Annotated in this window: 18 protein-coding genes; 8 read left to right on the top strand and 10 right to left on the bottom strand. The window is 30.5% G+C overall.

Features of this window, described 5'->3' with window-relative positions:
• Positions 1–139: 139 nt before the first annotated feature.
• The gene (locus tag QU666_RS02140) at positions 140–772 is read right to left on the bottom strand and encodes a thioredoxin family protein (protein WP_021769543.1); all 633 of its coding nucleotides are present in this window, start codon (positions 770–772) and stop codon (positions 140–142) included.
• 34 nt (positions 773–806) lie between these two features.
• A complete protein-coding gene (gene ahpC / locus QU666_RS02135) occupies positions 807–1,373 on the bottom strand; it encodes an alkyl hydroperoxide reductase subunit C (RefSeq protein ID WP_021769542.1) in 567 nt (188 codons plus the stop codon).
• 171 nt (positions 1,374–1,544) lie between these two features.
• On the opposite strand from ahpC, the gene QU666_RS02130 reads away from it, so the two are divergent.
• From QU666_RS02130 to QU666_RS02105, 6 genes are all read left to right on the top strand, one after another.
• Positions 1,545–2,234, top strand: coding sequence for a response regulator transcription factor (locus tag QU666_RS02130; RefSeq protein ID WP_021769541.1), 690 nt, complete (start codon positions 1,545–1,547; stop codon positions 2,232–2,234).
• An 83-nt stretch (positions 2,235–2,317) separates the two neighbouring features.
• Positions 2,318–3,007 (top strand): YoaK family protein, encoded by a 690-nt coding sequence (locus QU666_RS02125; RefSeq protein WP_021769540.1) that lies wholly within the window; start codon positions 2,318–2,320, stop codon positions 3,005–3,007.
• A gap of 20 nt (positions 3,008–3,027) precedes the next feature.
• Complete coding sequence (locus QU666_RS02120; RefSeq protein ID WP_021769539.1) at positions 3,028–3,150, top strand: Fic family protein; 123 nt, start codon at positions 3,028–3,030, stop codon at positions 3,148–3,150.
• Positions 3,134–4,321 carry an MFS transporter gene (locus tag QU666_RS02115; RefSeq protein WP_021769538.1) on the top strand — a complete coding sequence of 396 codons (1,188 nt, stop codon included), beginning with the start codon at positions 3,134–3,136 and terminating at the stop codon, positions 4,319–4,321. Before QU666_RS02120 ends, QU666_RS02115 begins: the two co-directional genes overlap by 17 nt.
• A gap of 159 nt (positions 4,322–4,480) precedes the next feature.
• Positions 4,481–4,651 carry a hypothetical protein gene (locus QU666_RS02110; RefSeq protein WP_021769537.1) on the top strand — a complete coding sequence of 57 codons (171 nt, stop codon included), beginning with the start codon at positions 4,481–4,483 and terminating at the stop codon, positions 4,649–4,651.
• Positions 4,652–4,673: 22 nt separating this feature from the next.
• Positions 4,674–5,366, top strand: coding sequence for a hypothetical protein (locus QU666_RS02105; protein WP_036071224.1), 693 nt, complete (start codon positions 4,674–4,676; stop codon positions 5,364–5,366).
• A 243-nt stretch (positions 5,367–5,609) separates the two neighbouring features.
• Here the strand turns inward: QU666_RS02105 and QU666_RS02100 are convergent, their stop codons facing one another.
• The 8 genes from QU666_RS02100 to QU666_RS02065 form a co-directional block, all read right to left on the bottom strand.
• The gene (locus QU666_RS02100; RefSeq protein ID WP_021768615.1) at positions 5,610–6,626 is read right to left on the bottom strand and encodes an ATP-binding cassette domain-containing protein; all 1,017 of its coding nucleotides are present in this window, start codon (positions 6,624–6,626) and stop codon (positions 5,610–5,612) included.
• Between the two features lie 33 nt (positions 6,627–6,659).
• Entirely contained in the window at positions 6,660–7,352 is a 693-nt protein-coding gene (locus tag QU666_RS02095; RefSeq protein ID WP_006805894.1) for a GTP-binding protein, read from the bottom strand.
• A 27-nt stretch (positions 7,353–7,379) separates the two neighbouring features.
• On the bottom strand, positions 7,380–8,606 hold the full coding sequence (locus QU666_RS02090; protein WP_021768616.1) for an ABC transporter substrate-binding protein: 1,227 nt from the start codon (positions 8,604–8,606) through the stop codon (positions 7,380–7,382).
• 240 nt (positions 8,607–8,846) lie between these two features.
• Positions 8,847–11,474, bottom strand: coding sequence for a bifunctional acetaldehyde-CoA/alcohol dehydrogenase (gene adhE / locus QU666_RS02085; RefSeq protein ID WP_021768617.1), 2,628 nt, complete (start codon positions 11,472–11,474; stop codon positions 8,847–8,849).
• A 463-nt stretch (positions 11,475–11,937) separates the two neighbouring features.
• The gene (locus QU666_RS02080; RefSeq protein WP_021768619.1) at positions 11,938–13,383 is read right to left on the bottom strand and encodes a TrkH family potassium uptake protein; all 1,446 of its coding nucleotides are present in this window, start codon (positions 13,381–13,383) and stop codon (positions 11,938–11,940) included.
• Positions 13,384–13,392: 9 nt separating this feature from the next.
• On the bottom strand, positions 13,393–14,751 hold the full coding sequence (trkA, locus tag QU666_RS02075; RefSeq protein WP_021768620.1) for a Trk system potassium transporter TrkA: 1,359 nt from the start codon (positions 14,749–14,751) through the stop codon (positions 13,393–13,395).
• A gap of 26 nt (positions 14,752–14,777) precedes the next feature.
• Complete coding sequence (gene hemB, locus QU666_RS02070) at positions 14,778–15,746, bottom strand: porphobilinogen synthase (RefSeq protein ID WP_036070141.1); 969 nt, start codon at positions 15,744–15,746, stop codon at positions 14,778–14,780.
• A gap of 47 nt (positions 15,747–15,793) precedes the next feature.
• The gene (locus QU666_RS02065) at positions 15,794–16,264 is read right to left on the bottom strand and encodes a bifunctional precorrin-2 dehydrogenase/sirohydrochlorin ferrochelatase (protein ID WP_036070125.1); all 471 of its coding nucleotides are present in this window, start codon (positions 16,262–16,264) and stop codon (positions 15,794–15,796) included.
• Between the two features lie 175 nt (positions 16,265–16,439).
• Between QU666_RS02065 and cobS the strand changes: the two genes are divergently transcribed.
• Both cobS and QU666_RS02055 read left to right on the top strand, forming a co-directional pair.
• Complete coding sequence (gene cobS, locus QU666_RS02060) at positions 16,440–17,207, top strand: adenosylcobinamide-GDP ribazoletransferase (RefSeq protein WP_036070128.1); 768 nt, start codon at positions 16,440–16,442, stop codon at positions 17,205–17,207.
• 47 nt (positions 17,208–17,254) lie between these two features.
• Positions 17,255–17,854, top strand: coding sequence for a histidine phosphatase family protein (locus tag QU666_RS02055; RefSeq protein ID WP_021768624.1), 600 nt, complete (start codon positions 17,255–17,257; stop codon positions 17,852–17,854).
• Positions 17,855–18,135 lie beyond the last annotated feature (281 nt).

Here is an 18,135-nt window from a genome sequence, read left to right as displayed (position 1 = left end):
AGAATTTTTTTGTCAAAAAAAAGAGACTGTTTCATAAAATTAGTATTATGAGACAGCCACTTTTTATACAAGTTTAATTTTTTCTCCCAAATTTTTAGATAAATCAAGTTTCTTTATTTTGTTTTTATATTTTGTATAATTATGCGTTAGTAACAAGCGTTATTAATTCTTCAATAGTTTTTGCACCAACTGATTTTTGCTCTCCATTTATAAATACAACTGGTACCGCCTGAATATCTTTTTCTTTTGCTTCTTCAAAAAATACTGCACTGTCTACCATTGTTGTTGTAATATTTTTATTATTTGTTGAAATTAGATTTAATGCTTGAACTACATCTGGACAATGTGTACATGATAATGAAATAAATGTTTCAATGTTTACAGGCTTATTAACTGATTCAACTTTTGAAAGCTGCTCTCCTTCCAGTTTTTTTCCAAGTCCTGCAAGTCCCAAAACTGCTAGAATAAAGCTGTTAAATTCATGTCCTCCAGGAATACCTGAAAAATTAATTCCAGTATTTTCCCCATCTTTTAAAATTGTAAAAGATGTTGGACGAGTAAGGTTTGCTTTTTCTAAGTCAGCCTTATCATTGTCAAATGATTTTTTTACATAGTTTACTTTTCCAGAAATTGCATCAACTTCTTGTAAGAAGCTATCTAATTCAGCTGATTTTTCACTATCATTCAAAAATGCAACTAATTCAATGTTTCCATTAATTTTATCAAAATAACCTTTTAACTGTTCTACAATATTACTATCTAATAAAGCCATTTTACCTCCTTTTAATTTATTAAGTTTAAAATTATTAAATTTTACCTACTAAATCTAATCCTGGTTTTAAAGTAGCTTCTCCTTCTTTCCATTTTGCCGGACAAACTAATCCTGGGTTATCGGCTACGAATTTTGCAGCTTTTGCTCTTCTTACTAATTCTGATGCATCTCTTCCAATTCCTTCATCGTTTACTTCGTAAGCAACAATTTTTCCTTCAGGATTTACGATAAATGTTCCTCTGAATGCAAGTCCACTTTCTTCGTTTAATACTTCAAATTCTCTTGAAATAGCTTTTGTAGGATCTCCGATCATTGCATATTTAACTTTTCTGATTGCTTCTGAGTGATCGTGCCATGCTTTGTGAGTAAAGTGAGTATCAGTACTTACTGAATAAACATTAAATCCTAATTTTTCCAATTCTTCTCTATGGTCTTCTAAATCTTCCAATTCAGTTGGACACACAAATGTAAAGTCAGCTGGGTAAAATACGAAAACATTCCATTTTCCTAACATATCCTTTTCAAAGCTCACTTCTTTAAATTCTTCGTTTTGATAAGCTTGAGCTGTAAAATTTTCAATTTTTTTTCCTATTAACGACATAACTTCCTCCTAATTTAATAATATTATTGTTTTTAATTTGAAATGATTACAAATATTTCTTGATTACATTATACCATAAAAAATTATTTTGTCAAATAAAATTTAATGTTTGTATTTCAAAGAAATTATGATAAAATTTTATAAGAATAAAAATAAAAAGTGAGGATAAATATGTATAAAGTATTAATCGCAGACGATAATAAACAAATTGTTTCTATACTGTCAGAATACTGTAAAAAAAATAATTTTACTGTAAATACTGTTTTTGATGGGGAAACGGCATTAAAGGAAATTGAAGAAAATGAGTTTGATATAATACTTTTGGATGTAATGATGCCTAAAAAGGATGGTTTTGATGTATGCAGAGAGGTGCGTACTTTTTCAAATGTTCCGATTATAATGATTACAGCACGTGGGGAAGATTATGAGAAAATAATGGGACTGGAAATAGGGGCAGATGATTATATAGTAAAACCTTTCTCGCCAGGAGAAATAATTGCAAGAATAAATGCAATTTTACGGAGAATAACACCTAAAAATGATGAAAGTTCAAAAATTTTCATATATGACAATCTTGAGATTGATTTGAATAATTTTACGGTAAAGATAAATGATGAAATAATTTCATTAACTAAGAAAGAAATAGAGATTTTATGGACTTTGGCAACAAATCAGAACAAAGTTTTTACAAGAGAAAATTTATTGGACTTAATATGGGGATTTGATTATTTTGGAGAAAGCCGTACTGTCGATACGCATATAAAAAGGCTTCGTGCAAAACTTGACAATTATAAGCATGAGAAATGGAATATTAAGACAATTTGGGGAGTTGGCTATAAATTTGATATTTTGGAAAAATAACTTTGTTAATGAATATTAAAAATTAAATCATTGGATAAAAAATACGAAGTTCAAAAAAATAAAAAGGAGTGAAGTTTTTAAAAATGGGTAAAAGAATAAAAAAGATTTTTTTTAACGGAGAGGAGTATCCGCCAGAGACATTTAGATTAGGAATGATGCTGTGCATGGTTGGGGGATTTATGGATGCATATACGTTTGTAACGCGTGGAAAAGTCCTTGCTAATGCACAGACTGGGAATATTGTCTACCTTGCCATAAATTTACAAAAGGGAGATTTTGGAAAATCCTTTAATTATCTTATGCCAATCCTTGTCTTTACATTTGGAATACTATTTACAGAATTTATTAGAGTGAAATTTGAAAAACATAGAATTTTTAGATGGCAGCAAATTGTTATATTTTTCCAAGTTATAATAATGTTTTTTATTTCATTCATTCCAAGCGGAAATTGGAATATTGTTGTAAATATGATTATGTCGTTTATTGCCGCAATTCAATACCAAGGATTTAGAAAAATTAGGGGACTGGCAGGAGCGACAACAATGTGTACTGGGAATTTACGAAGTGGAATGGAGAATTTATTTAAATATATAAATACAGAAAACAAATCGTATTTACAGAATTTCTGGATATATTTGGGATTAGATGGATTTTTCTTTGTCGGAGCAATGCTTTGTGTAGTTTTAGTAAAAATATATGGTATAGGAGCGTTGCTTGCTTGCTGTATTTTATTGGTTGCGGTGTTTATTATAATGTTTAAGGAAACTATTTAAATCCTGCCTTAGAGGCAAAATTGATTGAAAGGACAATTCCCGACAAACCTAACAGTAAAAATCAGAAATACAGGAAATCGGAAAAATTATTAAAAGATAAAATGGATTGGAAAGGCGGTAAAAATAATGAATCTTATAGATAAAAATACCAAAGTTTACTATATAAGCACCTTTTTACTATTTTTAGCTTCCACAATGCCACATTCCATTCTGACTGTACTTTTTCTGAAAAAAGGCTTGTTAATGTCTCAGATTGTCCTAATGCAGTCTTTTTTTAATCTTTCAATGATTATTTTTGAGATTCCAAGTGGAGTAATGTCGGATTTATATTCAAGGAAAAAAGTTTATATTTTATCATTAGTTACCTTGGTTATAACGTTTTTTCTAATTATTTTTTCCAAAAGCCTGTTTTGGTTGTCAGTGGCGTATATAATATACGGGTTGGCAAATGCACTGGAAACAGGGACAATTGATGTGACTTTAATAAATGATTTAAAAAATGATGAAGCTGGATTGCAAAAATTTTTAAAATATCAAAAGCAAATTTCGACTTTTTCTTCTATTTTAGGTTCAGGAATAGGATTTTTACTTTATTTTAAGATAGGTGTAAATATTTATTTTATTTCTATTACTTTGATACTTCTCAATATATTGCTAACAACTTTATTTTTTTCCGATGAGAATAAAAAAGCAAATGAAAATATAAACTTTCAAATTTTTAAAATGCATATAGCCGAGTGCATTTCTGAATTGAAAGAAAAAAGAGTAATGAAATATTATTTTATATTTTTTGGAATTATACAAATTTTTATTCAAAGCCATTTTCAGTTATGGCAAAAACTTTTTTTAGATAAAGGAATTGGAGAAAAGAATTTTTTTGTAATGTATGTGCTATTTCAAATAATTGTGATTATTGCATACAATACAAATATTCTGCTTATAAATACGAAGAAATTGTATTTATTGTTAATTTTAATATTTTTAATGGCAATAACTGTACTAATATTAAAAAATAATCTGATATTTATAGGAATATACCTAATATTATGTACAATTTTTTTTATAATTAACTATTATTTTGAATTTCACTTTAATAAAATCCTATCAAAAGAAAAAATAAGTGCAATAACTTCAATGAAATCATTTTTTTCAAGGATTTTTTCATTCGGAACGTTATTTGTTTCTAGTTTATTATTAAGAAAAATTAGCGTTGTTAATTTATTTGTGATAAATGTTACGATTGTTATTTTTGTGGTTATGTATTTAATTTTTAGAATTAATAAATCTGTTCAACAATCTTCAATCAAAGAATAATATCAGGGTATAAAAATAATATTGGTTATGGAAATGATAAATAATGTTGAAAGAATAAAAAAATTTAAAGAAGAAAAGATGTTTAGGGTATTTTTATATAAAAAAATACAATACTGATTATTCAATTCAATGTTTCTGAGGAAGAGATAAAGAAAAAATTTGATAAAAACATTTGATAGACTAAATGAAGCTAAAAATGAAAATCCAGAAATTAAAGTAATATATGAATTTCCAAAGGAAGAGGCAAAGACCAAATTTACTGACTGGCTGGATAGAAATCCAGGATATCAAAATATAATAGATGAAATCAGAGTTAGACCAGAAAAATGAAATTGAAAGGATATTTAAATTTATGCAAAATAAAGAAAGAACAATTCATTTATACAGAAAAGTAGATGTAAATGAATCAATGGAAGAAAGACATGAGAAAGTTATGGAAGGACTGTCAAAACTGGAAGCACCTTTAGGATTGAAAGATAGTGAAATTCCAGAAATACCTGACTTTGGGACAGAACTGGTATGTTTTTATGATGCTAAAAATATTAAAACTAAAGGTGTTTCAATAGAAGGTGTATATAGGTGGAGGGGACTTAAGTATGTAATCTGGGATGAGTTACGTTATGAATTTAAGATAACATATAAGCTGATAGACTATAAAAAAATAATATATGATAATCTTCCAAAAGTAATAAATATTTTTGATCCTTATATTGCTGATGTTTTTGTTTCTCCAAGTTACTCGATTGCTTATAAAGAAAGCTATAAATCAGAAATTTTAAAATTAAAGGAAAAAGGGTTAAAGATAGGAGAACTTCAAGATGTATTATTTACACTATCTCCAGTGATGTACTTCAATGAAGAGAGTTACAGTAAGCTAATAAAAATACCTAAGGAAGAGCTTTTGATAAAACTTAAGGATATAGCGAAGGGAGTCCTGTTACTTGAAAAGGGTATATACATTATTTTTAATGACAAGGCAGATATTACTTATGAAGAATTTGTAGAAATGAATAATATATTTAAGCCATTAATGGGATTAATTTAAAATATAATTACATATAATTTGAATTTTTAAAACAACTTTTTACCCCAATAAATTTCAAAAAATATTTATTTAATTTCTTAAATTAATTTTTTTAAAAAACAGCAAAAATAGTTTCAATTTTTCAAATTCTCCAGTTGTTCCAGTTCACTCTACTCTCTATCTAAAAAGGGAGAAAATAAACAAATTCTGAATATTTCTCCCTAATTTATTCTTATTATTAATTTTCAAAAACAAATTTCTTGATTAAAAATCACTTTTTAAAATTTCCCCTTTTCTTAAATCACTTCTCATTTTTTGAATAATATCATCCATTTCATCCAGTTTTTTCAAAATTTTCTTTTCTTCAGTGCTTGTCGTAATAATTTTACTGATTCCTCCATTTTTTATTATAATTCGTTTGTCTGCTATTAGTGCCAATGTTGGGTCGTGTGTTGCCATTAATACGATTTTGTCTGATGAAACAAGCAATTCCAAGGCTTTTTTCCTGTCAATTCCTGCATTTTCAATTTCGTCAATTAGGACAATTGGAGATGAGCTTAAAATGGCTGTGTCGGCAATCATTAAAGCACGAGATTGTCCACCACTTAGTGCTGTGATTGCAGTAGTTAAGTCAAATTGTTCTCCAGCCAGATTGTTTGCAGCGGTAATGATTTTTTCCACAGTTTCATCAATGTTTTCAATCATTCGGCTTTGAGCGTGCAATTCTAGAAATTCCTTTACTGATAAATCCATAACGAAATTCATGTTTTGTGATAATTGTGCGACTAATTTGTTGTTTGAGGAATAACGCCATTTTTTGTCTGGAAGTTCACCGTTTATAAGGATTTGACGCTGTGTTGGAGTGTCTTTCTGGGCAGTCCATTCGATGTCGGCAAGAAGTCTTGATTTTCCAGAGCCTGTAGGCCCAACAATAGAAATAATTTCTGATTTATGAATATCCAACCGCTCAAATCCCTCTTTATTCCCAGATTTATCTTGCCCAGCGACAATTGTAAGCATATCAATCGAATTTTCCTCTTCCATTCCCAAAAAAAGTTTCATCTGCTCAATGTAGTCAACAAGACTTTCCTCAATTTTTTCCACATCCAGTGCAAAGTCCTCGATTTTATCTTCTGCAAAAGTTACGATGAACTCGTGAAATGTCTTATCTTGAAAAGTTTCCACAGGCAAGTGGTTTTCAGTAAAAAAGTTTTCTGCAAAGGGATATTTATTGCTAAGTTCACTAATAGTCAATTTATTTATTAAATCATTGTTTTTCATATTTTTTCCTTTTTTATTATTTTATCTATTTTTTTATTGCTGTAAATTCATTTTTCGGACATTACCCATCTGGTATTTTTCACCGATTCTCTTCTCTCCTAAGCAGTAAGAGCAAAGTGCCGATGGCATTGGAAATCTAAGTTCCATTCCTTGAACGCTGTCTATTTCCAGCTCTTTCTCATAAAGAAGTGTACTTAATTCGTACGCTCCCTGTCCAGTAAGCCCGTTAACATGCATTGTCACAGCCTTTGGATTTACAGAATTCACACGCGAGGCAAAAACTTCACGTTCAGCTTGTGAAACAATGTCCCCTTTTGTAATAATCACAATATCAGCGGCTTTTAGTAATGGTCCAATCTTTTTAGGCGTATTAATTCCTGATAAATTGTCAATTACACAGACTCCCTTGATGTCCTTGATATATGGCGAACATCTGTTGCAAAGTCCTGCCGATTCTGTAATTAATATTGAAAGCCCAAGGCTGTTTCCCCATTGCACGACTTCCTCGATATTTGATACGAAGAAATGGTCTGGACATAATGCTCCTGAAATTCCTTTTTTTACTGGGATTCCTGCTTTTGCATATAATTTGTCATCATCTGTGTAAAGACAGTCGAATTTCACTACTCCAACTGACATTCCTTGTGATTTTAAGGCTTCTACTGTTTTTAGAATAACGCTTGTTTTTCCTGATGATGGTGGACCTGAAAATATTATCAAATTCATAGTTATCTCTCCTTTTTTTGTTTAAAATTATTCTGTAAAACTTTTTTGTACATCATTATTAAATTCTTCTTCACATTCACGAATAATTTTCCCAATATCATGGCTATAAATAAAATCCCAGCCAATCCATTTGAAATTCTGATGCTCTTCTAAATGGTTATCCACATTTGGATTTGTTGATGGAAATTTTCCGTTTGCAGAAAAAATTGTTCCAATTTCATTTGACATAAATAAGTCCATAAATGGCTTGATTTTATCTGCCTTAGATTTTTTTGTAATCATAAATATCGGGCTTAGCAAAGCTCCATCTTTTGGCCATACAGCCTCCAAATCTCCTGATCCATCAATCATTTGTGAAAAGAAGTATGGAATAATGCTGACAGCAGGGGCTTCTGGTGTTCGAGTTCTAGCTTTTACCATTTGAGCAGGGTGCAAGCTCTTTTTGTATGAACGTGCCAATTTGTGTATTCCATCCATTCCGAAATCCTTGTAAAGATTTGCAAGAAGAGCGTTAAATAAGTCCAAATCAGCCATTGGTAATGCAACTGAGTCTTCAAATTCTTCATTTAACAAGTCTGCCCAAGTTTCTGGTGCTTTTCTATCTCCTAAAGAAGTCTTGTTTACTAAAAATATTGCTGGCACGACTCCCATTATTGCGTAACGCTTTTTAGGATCCCGCAAGTCAATAGTTTCGTTGCAGAAATCTTTATTCATATTTTCATGGTATGTTTCAAAAATACCATTTTCCATATATTGCCCCATCAAATTTTTATCAAAAAACAGCTCAAATCCAGCCGAAAGCAATATATCCGAAACTTTGTCAGGATTACCTGTCTTAACTTTTTCTACAACCCAGTCAAGCCCTAAATTTGCTGATTTTAAGGTATACGAAATAGTATAATCATTTTTCTCGTTTTGCTCGTTTACCCAGTCTTTTATACCTTCTAAAAGTGGTATTCTGATAGGGCAAGGCAGAACTCCTTCAATTATCAAGTCACTATTTTCATCAGCTTTGCTTTCATCCAGTGAAACATCAACATCTGCATCTTTTTGCAAAAATGTTTCCAGTTTTTCAACAAACAGTTCCTGATTAAGTTTTTTTGACATAAGAGCCATTTTCAAAGTAATATTTTTCCCCATAACCTCAAGCATCTGCTTATTTTTTAACTGCTCAAATCCATTTGCAATAAAAAAATCCAAAGCTTCAGGATATTTATTTATAATTTCATAAAGTGTATCATCTAAACTAAACATATTAATTTTCTCCTTAAATTAAATAAAATTTAAAATATTAAAAAGAGTCTTATGTGAAAATTAAAATATTTTCTGACTCTTTTTAATAAGTTTTGTAAAATTGTCCAGTATGAAAAATTATAACATAAAATAACAAAGAAAAAGTGTAATGTTTGTTACATGAATTAAATAAATTTTATAAAAAAAGACTATCTCAAATTTATAAGACAGTCCTTTATTTTTAAGTTATTATTGTTTTAATTAGAATCCTAAAATTTTTGCTACTCTTTCTTTTTCATTTTCCCATTCTTTTCCGTAGTAAGCCTTCAAGTAAATTTCTCTTAATTCTTCCATTAGCGGATATCTTGGGTTAGCTGGAGTACATTGGTCATCGAAAGCATCTAGTGACATTTCATCTACAGCTTCCAAGAAGTCTTTTTCAGGCACTCCCCATTCTTTAATACTTGCTGGAATTCCTATTTTTCTATTTAATTCATTAATTCCTTTAATTAAATTTTCTACTTTTTCTTCTTTAGTATTTCCGCCAAATCCTAGATAATCGTTCATTTCAGCGTATCTTTGCATTGCGTCAGGATATCTGTATTGAGGGAATAATCCCATCTTTGTTGGAGCCTCAACTGCATTGAAACGGATAACTTCTTCAAGAAGCATAGCATTTGCGATACCGTGTGGAACGTGGAATTTTCCTCCAAGCTTGTGTGCAAGCGAGTGGTTTATTCCTAAGAATGCATTTGCGAAAGCCATTCCTGCAAGACATGAAGCATTTGCCATTTTTTCTTTTGCTTTAATTGCTTTTGCACCTAATTCTACTGATTCTGGCAAGTATTTGAATACAAGCCTAGCTGCTTCTTTTGAATAAGGTTTTGTGTATTCTGTCGCCATAACTGAAACATAAGATTCAAGAGCATGTGTAAATACGTCAATTCCAGAAGCTACTGTAAGCCCTTTTGGCATTGTAAGCATAAGTTCAGGGTCATTAATTGCCACGTGTGGTGTCAATGCATAATCTGCAAGAGGATATTTAATTCCAGTTTCATCGTCTGTAATTACAGAAAATGGAGTTACTTCCGAACCAGTTCCAGCCGATGTTGCTACTGCAACAAATTTAGCTTTTTTACCCATTTCAGGAAATTCAACAATTCTCTTTCTAATATCCATAAATCTCATTGCCAAATCTCTAAATCGAAGTTCTGGATGTTCGTACAATACCCACATAATTTTAGCGGCATCCATTGCAGATCCTCCACCAAGAGCAATAACAACATCAGGATTGTATTCAAGCATTGCTTTTGCTCCAGCCTGAGCTGAACTTAATGTTGGATCCTCTTTTACTTCTGAGAATATTCTATAATCGATATGTATGCTGTCAAGCACTTTTGTAATATGTTCTGTATATCCTAATTCAGCCAATACTTTATCCGTTACGATAAATGCTTTTTTGTGACTTCCTTTCAATTCTTCTAAAGCTGTCGGAAGTGATCCGTATTTGAAATAAATTTTTTCAGGAACTTTGAACCATAACATATTTTCTCTTCTTTCTGCAATTGTTTTTACATTTAATAAATGTTTTACTCCTACGTTTTCTGACACAGAATTTCCTCCCCATGAACCACATCCAAGTGTTAATGATGGCTCTAATTTAAAGTTAAATACATCTCCGATTGCTCCAAGTGATGCTGGCATATTGATTAGTGTACGCCCTGTTTTCATCAATCTTCCAAATTTATCTATTTTTTCTTTTTCAGATAAATTAATATATAATGAAGATGTATGTCCTAATCCTCCAAGTCTTACTAATTCATCAGCTTTTTTAAGTCCATCTTCAAAATCTTCTGCTTTATACATTGCAAGCACTGGAGATAATTTTTCGTGTGCAAAAGGTTCTTCTGTTGCAGTAGATTCTACTTCTCCAATTAAGACTTTTGAACTTTTTGGAATTTCAAATCCTGCCATACCTGCGATAACGTATGCACTTTTTCCAACTACATCAGCATTCAAGTTTCCATTTATAAATAATATTTCTCTTACTTTGTTTAATTCTTCTTCATTAAGAATATAAGCTCCTCTGTTTAAAAACTCGCTTCTAACTTTATCATAAATTTCTTTATCTATAATTACAGACTGCTCTGTGGCACAAATTACCCCATTATCAAATGTTTTAGACATCAAAATATAATTTGCAGTCATTTTTATATCTGCTGATTTATCAATTACAACTGGTGTATTTCCAGCTCCAACTCCAATCGCAGGAGTTCCTGATGAATATGCAGATTTAACCATTCCTGGTCCACCTGTCGCAAGTATCAAGTCAGCACTTGCCATAAGTTCTCTTGATAATTCCACACTTGGTTCATCAATCCATCCAATTATATCCTTTGGTGCTCCATATTTTACTGCTGTTTCCAATGCAATTTTAGCTGTTTCAATTGTTGCCTGTTTTGCTCTTGGGTGTGGTGAAAATATGATTGCATTTCTTGTTTTTAATGATATTAATGTTTTGAACATCGCTGTTGAAGTCGGGTTTGTTGTTGGTACAATACCTGCGATAATTCCTATTGGAGTTGCAATTTTTTTAACTCCATAAGATCTGTCGTCTTCCAACACTCCACAAGTTTTTTCGTCTTTGTATTTATTGTAAATATATTCAGAAGCAAAGTGATTTTTTATAACTTTATCTTCCACAATTCCCATTCCAGTTTCTGCCACTGCCAAATTTGCCAGCGTAATTCTTTCATCATTCATTTTTTGAGCCACTTTTCTAAAAATCTTGTCGACTCTTTCCTGATCAAATGTCGCAAATTCTTCCTGAGCTTTTCTAACTCTTTGAATAAGTGCCTTCAAACTTTCCAAATCTTTAACTACTGCCATTTTTCCTCCTATAAATAAAGCATATATTTTGTTACATTCCTTATAAATTATATAATACTCTATTTTATCAAAAAACTCAAGTGTTTTTTTTCACTTTCTCATTATAATTTATATTTGTATAACAAAGTAAGGTAATTTTTGGTGAATAAAAACGATTAAATACATTTATGTATTTCTTTCGTCAAAACCTTTATAACAAATATATTTTATAAATTTTTTCTAAAGTAAGTGTTAGTGAGTTAGTTTTCATAGTAATCAAGGTTTATCAAAATAAATTAAAAGTCCTACAAGAATCAAATAATGATTTATAGGGGACTTGGTATGTTTAATTATACTTTCTTTTTTATATTTGTTAAGCAAAAAATAAAAAACAAAAAAGGAAGCAGAATCCCAAAAATCCTACTTCCACACACATTAATAACGTTGTTTTGTTTTTTGATTATGATTTTCATTATATCATACCTTATTTTAATTTCCATGCTGTTGGAGAAAATAATATTAACATTGGGAAAATTTCCAGTCTTCCTGCCAACATTCCAAAACTTAGGATTACTTTTGAAAAATTGTTTAGTTCGGCAAAGCTGAATGCTGGACCCACTTTTCCTAATCCAGGACCGATATTGTTGAATGTGGCTGCAACGGCACTGAATGCTGTCATAAAATCATCCGCTGAATAGGAAATTATTAGTAAAATTCCTCCAAAAACAAGAGCATATACTAGAAAATATACTGCGATGCTTTTTTGCATTTTCACATTTACTGCCTTATCATCATATTTTACTGAAACTACACGATTTGGACTTATCATTTGAACTATTTCTGCAAAGTAGATTTTTACCATTAACACTACTCTTGATATTTTCAGTCCCCCAGCCGTAGAGCCTGCACATGCACCAAAAAACATTAGGATCAGCAAGATAACTTGTGAAAATAACGGCCATTTTCCGAAGTCGGCTGTGGAATATCCTGTCGTTGTAATAACCGAGGAAACAGAGAAGAATACATCTCTTATACACTTCCAGATTGAGCCGTATGTTTGATATATATTAAAAACTATTAGTGCGATTGCTCCAAAAACTATTAACAAATAATATTTTAATTCTTCATTTTTAAAGACATCTTTTACTTTTCCAATTAAAATAAAATAATAAATATTAAAGTTTACTCCAAAAACTAGCATTCCAATTCCTAAAACAATTTCAACATAAGGGTTGTTATATGGTAAGATACTCCCATTTCTTACCCCAAAACCACCTGTTCCAGCCGTACCAAATGCAAGAAGCGAAGATTCAAACAAGTCCAGCCCTCCAAACATTAATAAAATTATTACAGCAATTGTCATTACAATATAAATTTTATAAAGCATTCTGGCTGTTGTTGATAATTTGGACACCAGCTTTCCAAATGTCGGACCTGGAACTTCTGCCTTCATTACGTGAACTGAAGTCGCAGAACTGGGAAAAATTGCAAGTGCCAGAACTAGTACTCCCATTCCTCCGACAAAGTGAGTAAAACTTCGCCAGAATAAATTGGAATGGCTAATTTTACTAAGATCAGTTATTATACTTGAACCAGTCGTCGTAAAACCACTTACAATTTCAAAAAAGGCATCTATAAACGACGGTATTTCCTTTGTTAATACAAACGGCAATGCTCCAAACATAGACATTAAAATCCACGAAAGTGAAACAATTATATAGCCTTCTCTTCCCTGAATCCGCTGATCTTTAGGAAGTTTTGCTGAAAGCAGAAAGCCAGTTGCCAGAAGAAGAAGTATTACAGAGCCGTAAGCAATTTTATATTTTGCACTTTCATTGTACAAAAAACTTATAATTAGAGGTAAAACCATTAATCCGGCTTCAAGTATAAGTATTTTTCCGATTATGTAACCTATCATTTTTTTATTCATTTTTACTCCTTAAACTCGCTCAAGTATGTCATCAAAATCTTCTATTGAAGGAATTGTCGAAACTATCATCACACTATCGTTACTTTTTATCATATCATTTCCACCTGGAAAAATCATTTTCCCATTTCTCAATATGCTTGCAACCAATGTTCCTTTTTTTATTTTCAATTCTTTTAAAGGAATGTCAATAGCAGCACTGGTTTCATTAATTTCAAAAGTAATAAGTTCCACTTTATTTTCAAGTCTATATAGTAAACTCATTGTGGAGCTTCGCATATCTGTTCTTGATCTTACGACACTTATTATCATATCAGAGATAACTTTTTTAGGTACAACTGTTGAAGTCCCTGTGCTGTTTTCCAATATTGGAAGCAATAAAGTCCTGTTCATCTTTGTAATCAGCTTGGCATCTGTTATAGAATTTGCAAACATTGAAATAACTGCATTTTCCTCATCGCTATCAGTAATAATTACAACAGCATCATAATTTTTTATACCTTCCTGAATCAAAAATTCCTGATCTGCTTCATCTCCCCGTATTACAATAGCTTTTGAATATGCTTCACTCAATTTTTCAGCACGTTCTCTGTCGTTTTCAATAACCTTAACTTTATTTTTATTTTCCAGCAGCTTTCTAACCAAATAGTGAGAAATTGTTCCGCCTCCAATAACTATTGTTGACTTTATTTTTAAATTGCTTTGTTCAATTTTATCATAAAATTTACGTACTGCATCAGTAGATCCAGCAATATAAATAATATCGCCTTCAAGAATTGTAAAATCTCCACTTGGTATAAATATTTCGTTACCTCTCTTAACAGTACAGATTATTATCTTGTCTTGTGAATCAAATTCCAGATATTTTAACTGCGTTCCGTTCAAAAAGCTATGTTTTTCGACTCTTATTGAAATAAAATTTGCTTTCTGTCCAAAAAAATTCTCCACACTTAATGCTACTGGAAACATCAGTTTATTGGCAATATTTTTTGCTGATTCAAATTCAGGGTTTAACATAAGTGAAATTCCCAAATTTTCTCTTACAAACTGCATATTTGAACTGTACTCAGGATTTCTTACCCTTGCTATCGTAAATTTTGCTCCTATTTTTTTTGCAATAATTGAGGAAATTATATTTAACTCATCGGACTCTGTCGCCGCAATAAAAATATCGGCACTGTCTGCACCAGCTTCTAGCAGCGTTTCGTATGAAGCTCCATTTCCAACCATTCCTGTTATATCATAATTTTCCATAAGTTTATTTAATACTTTTTCCTCTTTTTCAATTAAGATTACGTCGTTTCCCACCTCTGACAGTTCGCTGCAAAGTGATTCCCCAACGACACCAGCTCCTGCTATAACTATTTTCATACTTTATACTCTCTCTTTTTTATTTTTTATTTTTCCAAATATTTTGCAATTTCCTTTGCGTAATATGTAATAATGGCATTTGCTCCAGCTCTTTTCATCGCATACATCTGCTCCATTACTATTTTCATTTCGTCAATCCATCCATTTTGAGTCGCCGCCTTTACCATCGAATACTCTCCAGAAACACTATAAGCCACAATCGGCACTTCAAAAGAGTCACTTACTTTTTTTATTATATCAAGATATGCCATTGCTGGCTTTACGATTATAATATCTGCTCCCTGTCGCAAGTCTTCACTGACTTCATCTATTGAATCCTTTGAATACTGAAAGTTCATTTGATAAGACTTTCTATCTCCAAACTGAGGTGCTGAATCTGCAGCATCTCTAAAAGGTCCATAAAATGCTGATGAATATTTTACTGAATATGCCATTATCGGAATATTTTTAAAATTATTTTTAGCCAAAACTTCAGAAATTTTTTCCACACGTCCATCCATCATGTCTGAAGGTGCCATAATATCTGCTCCTGCTTTTGCATACGAAAGTGCTGTTTTTGCAAGAACTTCCAAAGTTTCATCATTTTTTACGTAGCCATTTTCGTCAAGTATTCCACAATGTCCATGGCTTGTGTACTCACAGCAGCAAATATCACAGATTACAAGAAAATTATGATAATTTTCCTTTATAAATCTGACTGCATTCTGAACAACTCCATTCTCATTATATGCTTCTGTAGCACAAGCATCCTTATTTTTCGGAATTCCAAATAGCAAAATCGAATTTATCCCCAATTTTACTAATTCATCCAGTTCTTCCGAAAGTCTGTCAATTGAATATCTAAAGATTCCTGGCATTGAAGGAATTTCACTTTTGATATTTTCTCCTTCTTCAATAAAAATCGGGTAAATTAAATCCTCCTTTGCAACATACACATCTTTTACAAGATTTCTTATTATTTCATTTTTCCGTAACTTTCTATGTCTTTTAAACATTTTTGCTTCACCTTTTTTCATTTTATTATTTCTAAAATTTAAAATATTTATTTTTCTATTTTATCAAGAACTTTTTGAATCTCACTTTTCATGGCACGTGAACGCTTGCAGTTTTTCCCGCTTGTAGAAATTGCAATTTGAAACTCACTATTTTTCACAATTCCTCCAAACATTGCATTCATATTGACTTTTGAAGATACATTGTTAATAAGCATTCCATTGGAATCACAAACATTTGCTATATTTTCATTTAATCCCTCGTTGTCTGTAGCTGCGATTACCAAAAAATATCCTTTTACAAGCTTTTCAATCTTAGCTTTATCATTTTCAATTTTTTGATTATTTTCAATCTTAACATTTTCCAGCTTCAACAATTTCTCTTCCACAACATTTTCAGTCACGACTGTAATATCCGCTCCATATTCTAAAATTTTCTCAATTTTCTTAGCGGCAACTTTCCCTCCTCCAATTACTAGAACTTTCTTATTTTCCAAATTTATAAACAATGGAAACCACATTTTAATACTCCTTTCACTTTTTATTTTCTGACAATAGAATACCACATAATAAATATAAAAACAAGGTATTTACAGAATAATATTTTTTTCATTATAAAGTATCAAAATAACGTGATTTTTTTCAACAAAAATGATAAAATATAAAAAATCTAAAAAACAAAAATGGAGAAAACTTATGAAATACATAAAAAATTTTTTTGAACAATTTATTATTTTAATCCAATTTATGACTCGTATTCCTATTCCGATAAAAGTAGATTATAGCGAAAAAAAGCTAGGAAAGTCCATCAAATTTTTCCCTCTAGTTGGATTAATTATCGGATTAATTCTATATTGTACAAACTTTTTAATTGCAACGTATTTAAAAAACATTCTTTATAGCAAGACAATAATCTCTGTAATTTTAATAATTGTGGAAATTATGACTGTTGGAATAATTCACATTGATGGACTTGGCGATACTTTTGACGGTCTTTTCAGTTATGCTAAGAAAGAAAGAATGCTGGAAATTATGAAAGATTCAAGAATTGGAACAAATGGAGCTGTAGTTTTAATTTTATATTTCATTACAAAAATAGCCCTTATCTCTGAAATTATAGCAATAAATCCTAAATATTTAATAATTTTCCCAATTATTGCAAGATTCTCAACTTCTACAAACACTGGACTTGCTGATTATGCCAGAAAATCTGGAATGAGCAATGCCATAATTTCTGAAAATGGAATTTTTGAAGTAATTTTTTCACTTGTTTTAACCAATATCCTAGTATTTTTTATAATTGGCTCGAAAGGTACTGTTACTGTATTTGTTGCACTTTTATTTATAATTCTGTTTATGCTGAACGTACGGAAAAAAATTGGAGGGATAACGGGTGACACAATGGGGGCTTCTCTTGAGCTTACTTCAATTTTAGTTTTATTTTTAGGAATTATTTTACGATAAATAAAATAGGATAAGCAATATTTAGTAAAAAAGAAAGGATAAATGAAATGACAGAAATTTTATTTATAAGGCATGGGGAAACAGATTGCAACAAAAAACATCTATATTATGGACATTTGAATCCTAGTTTAAATGAAACAGGAATAAACCAGTTAAAAAATACGAAAAAGAAACTTGAAAAAATGAATGAAAAAATTAATATAATATTTTCAAGCGACTTAAAACGATGCCGAGAAAGTCTCGAACTTTTGGAAATTGACAAAAATATAAAACAGCATTTTTCTGAAAACCTGAGAGAACTGAATTTTGGGATACTTGAAGGAAAAACTTACAAAGAAATTGAAAACCAGTTTCCGCATTATGTAAATGAAATGAAAAATAACTGGAGAAATTTTAAGGCAGAAGGTGGAGAAAGCCTTTCTGATTTGCAAAAACGAAGTGCAAAAGAAATTAATAAAATAAAGAATGAATATAAAAATAAAAAAATCCTTGTTGTAGCTCATGCTGGTGTTATTCAATCCTTAATCAGTTATTATTTATTCAATAATCTTGACGGTTATTGGAAATTTAGGCTAGATAACGGAAGCATTACAAAGATGACTGTTATGAATGATGGATTTATTTATTTTAATTATATTAATAAATAAAATATTAATTTTTTATGTCTTTATTTTTAATGTTTATCTTAATTTATTAAAAAATAATTTTAATCAATTAAATTTATGTTATAATATATTAACTCCGAATGTTAAAAGGTGAATAAAGATGAGAGTAAAAGAAACTATCAAAATTCTTTTACTAATTTTACTGGAAGTATTGAGATACTTAATTAAAAAATTTCTGTAAAAAGAAAAGAGAGTGTTGCACCACTCTCTTTTTTTATCTCCAAATGTTAGTTAGTTTTATGGAATAATCATATCACATAAGT

This window comes from Leptotrichia sp. HMT-225, assembly GCF_030644325.1.
Classification (GTDB): Bacteria; Fusobacteriota; Fusobacteriia; order Fusobacteriales; family Leptotrichiaceae; genus Leptotrichia; species Leptotrichia massiliensis.
Note: the sequence above shows the minus strand (reverse complement) of the source record. Positions and strands in the feature narration are given on the sequence as shown.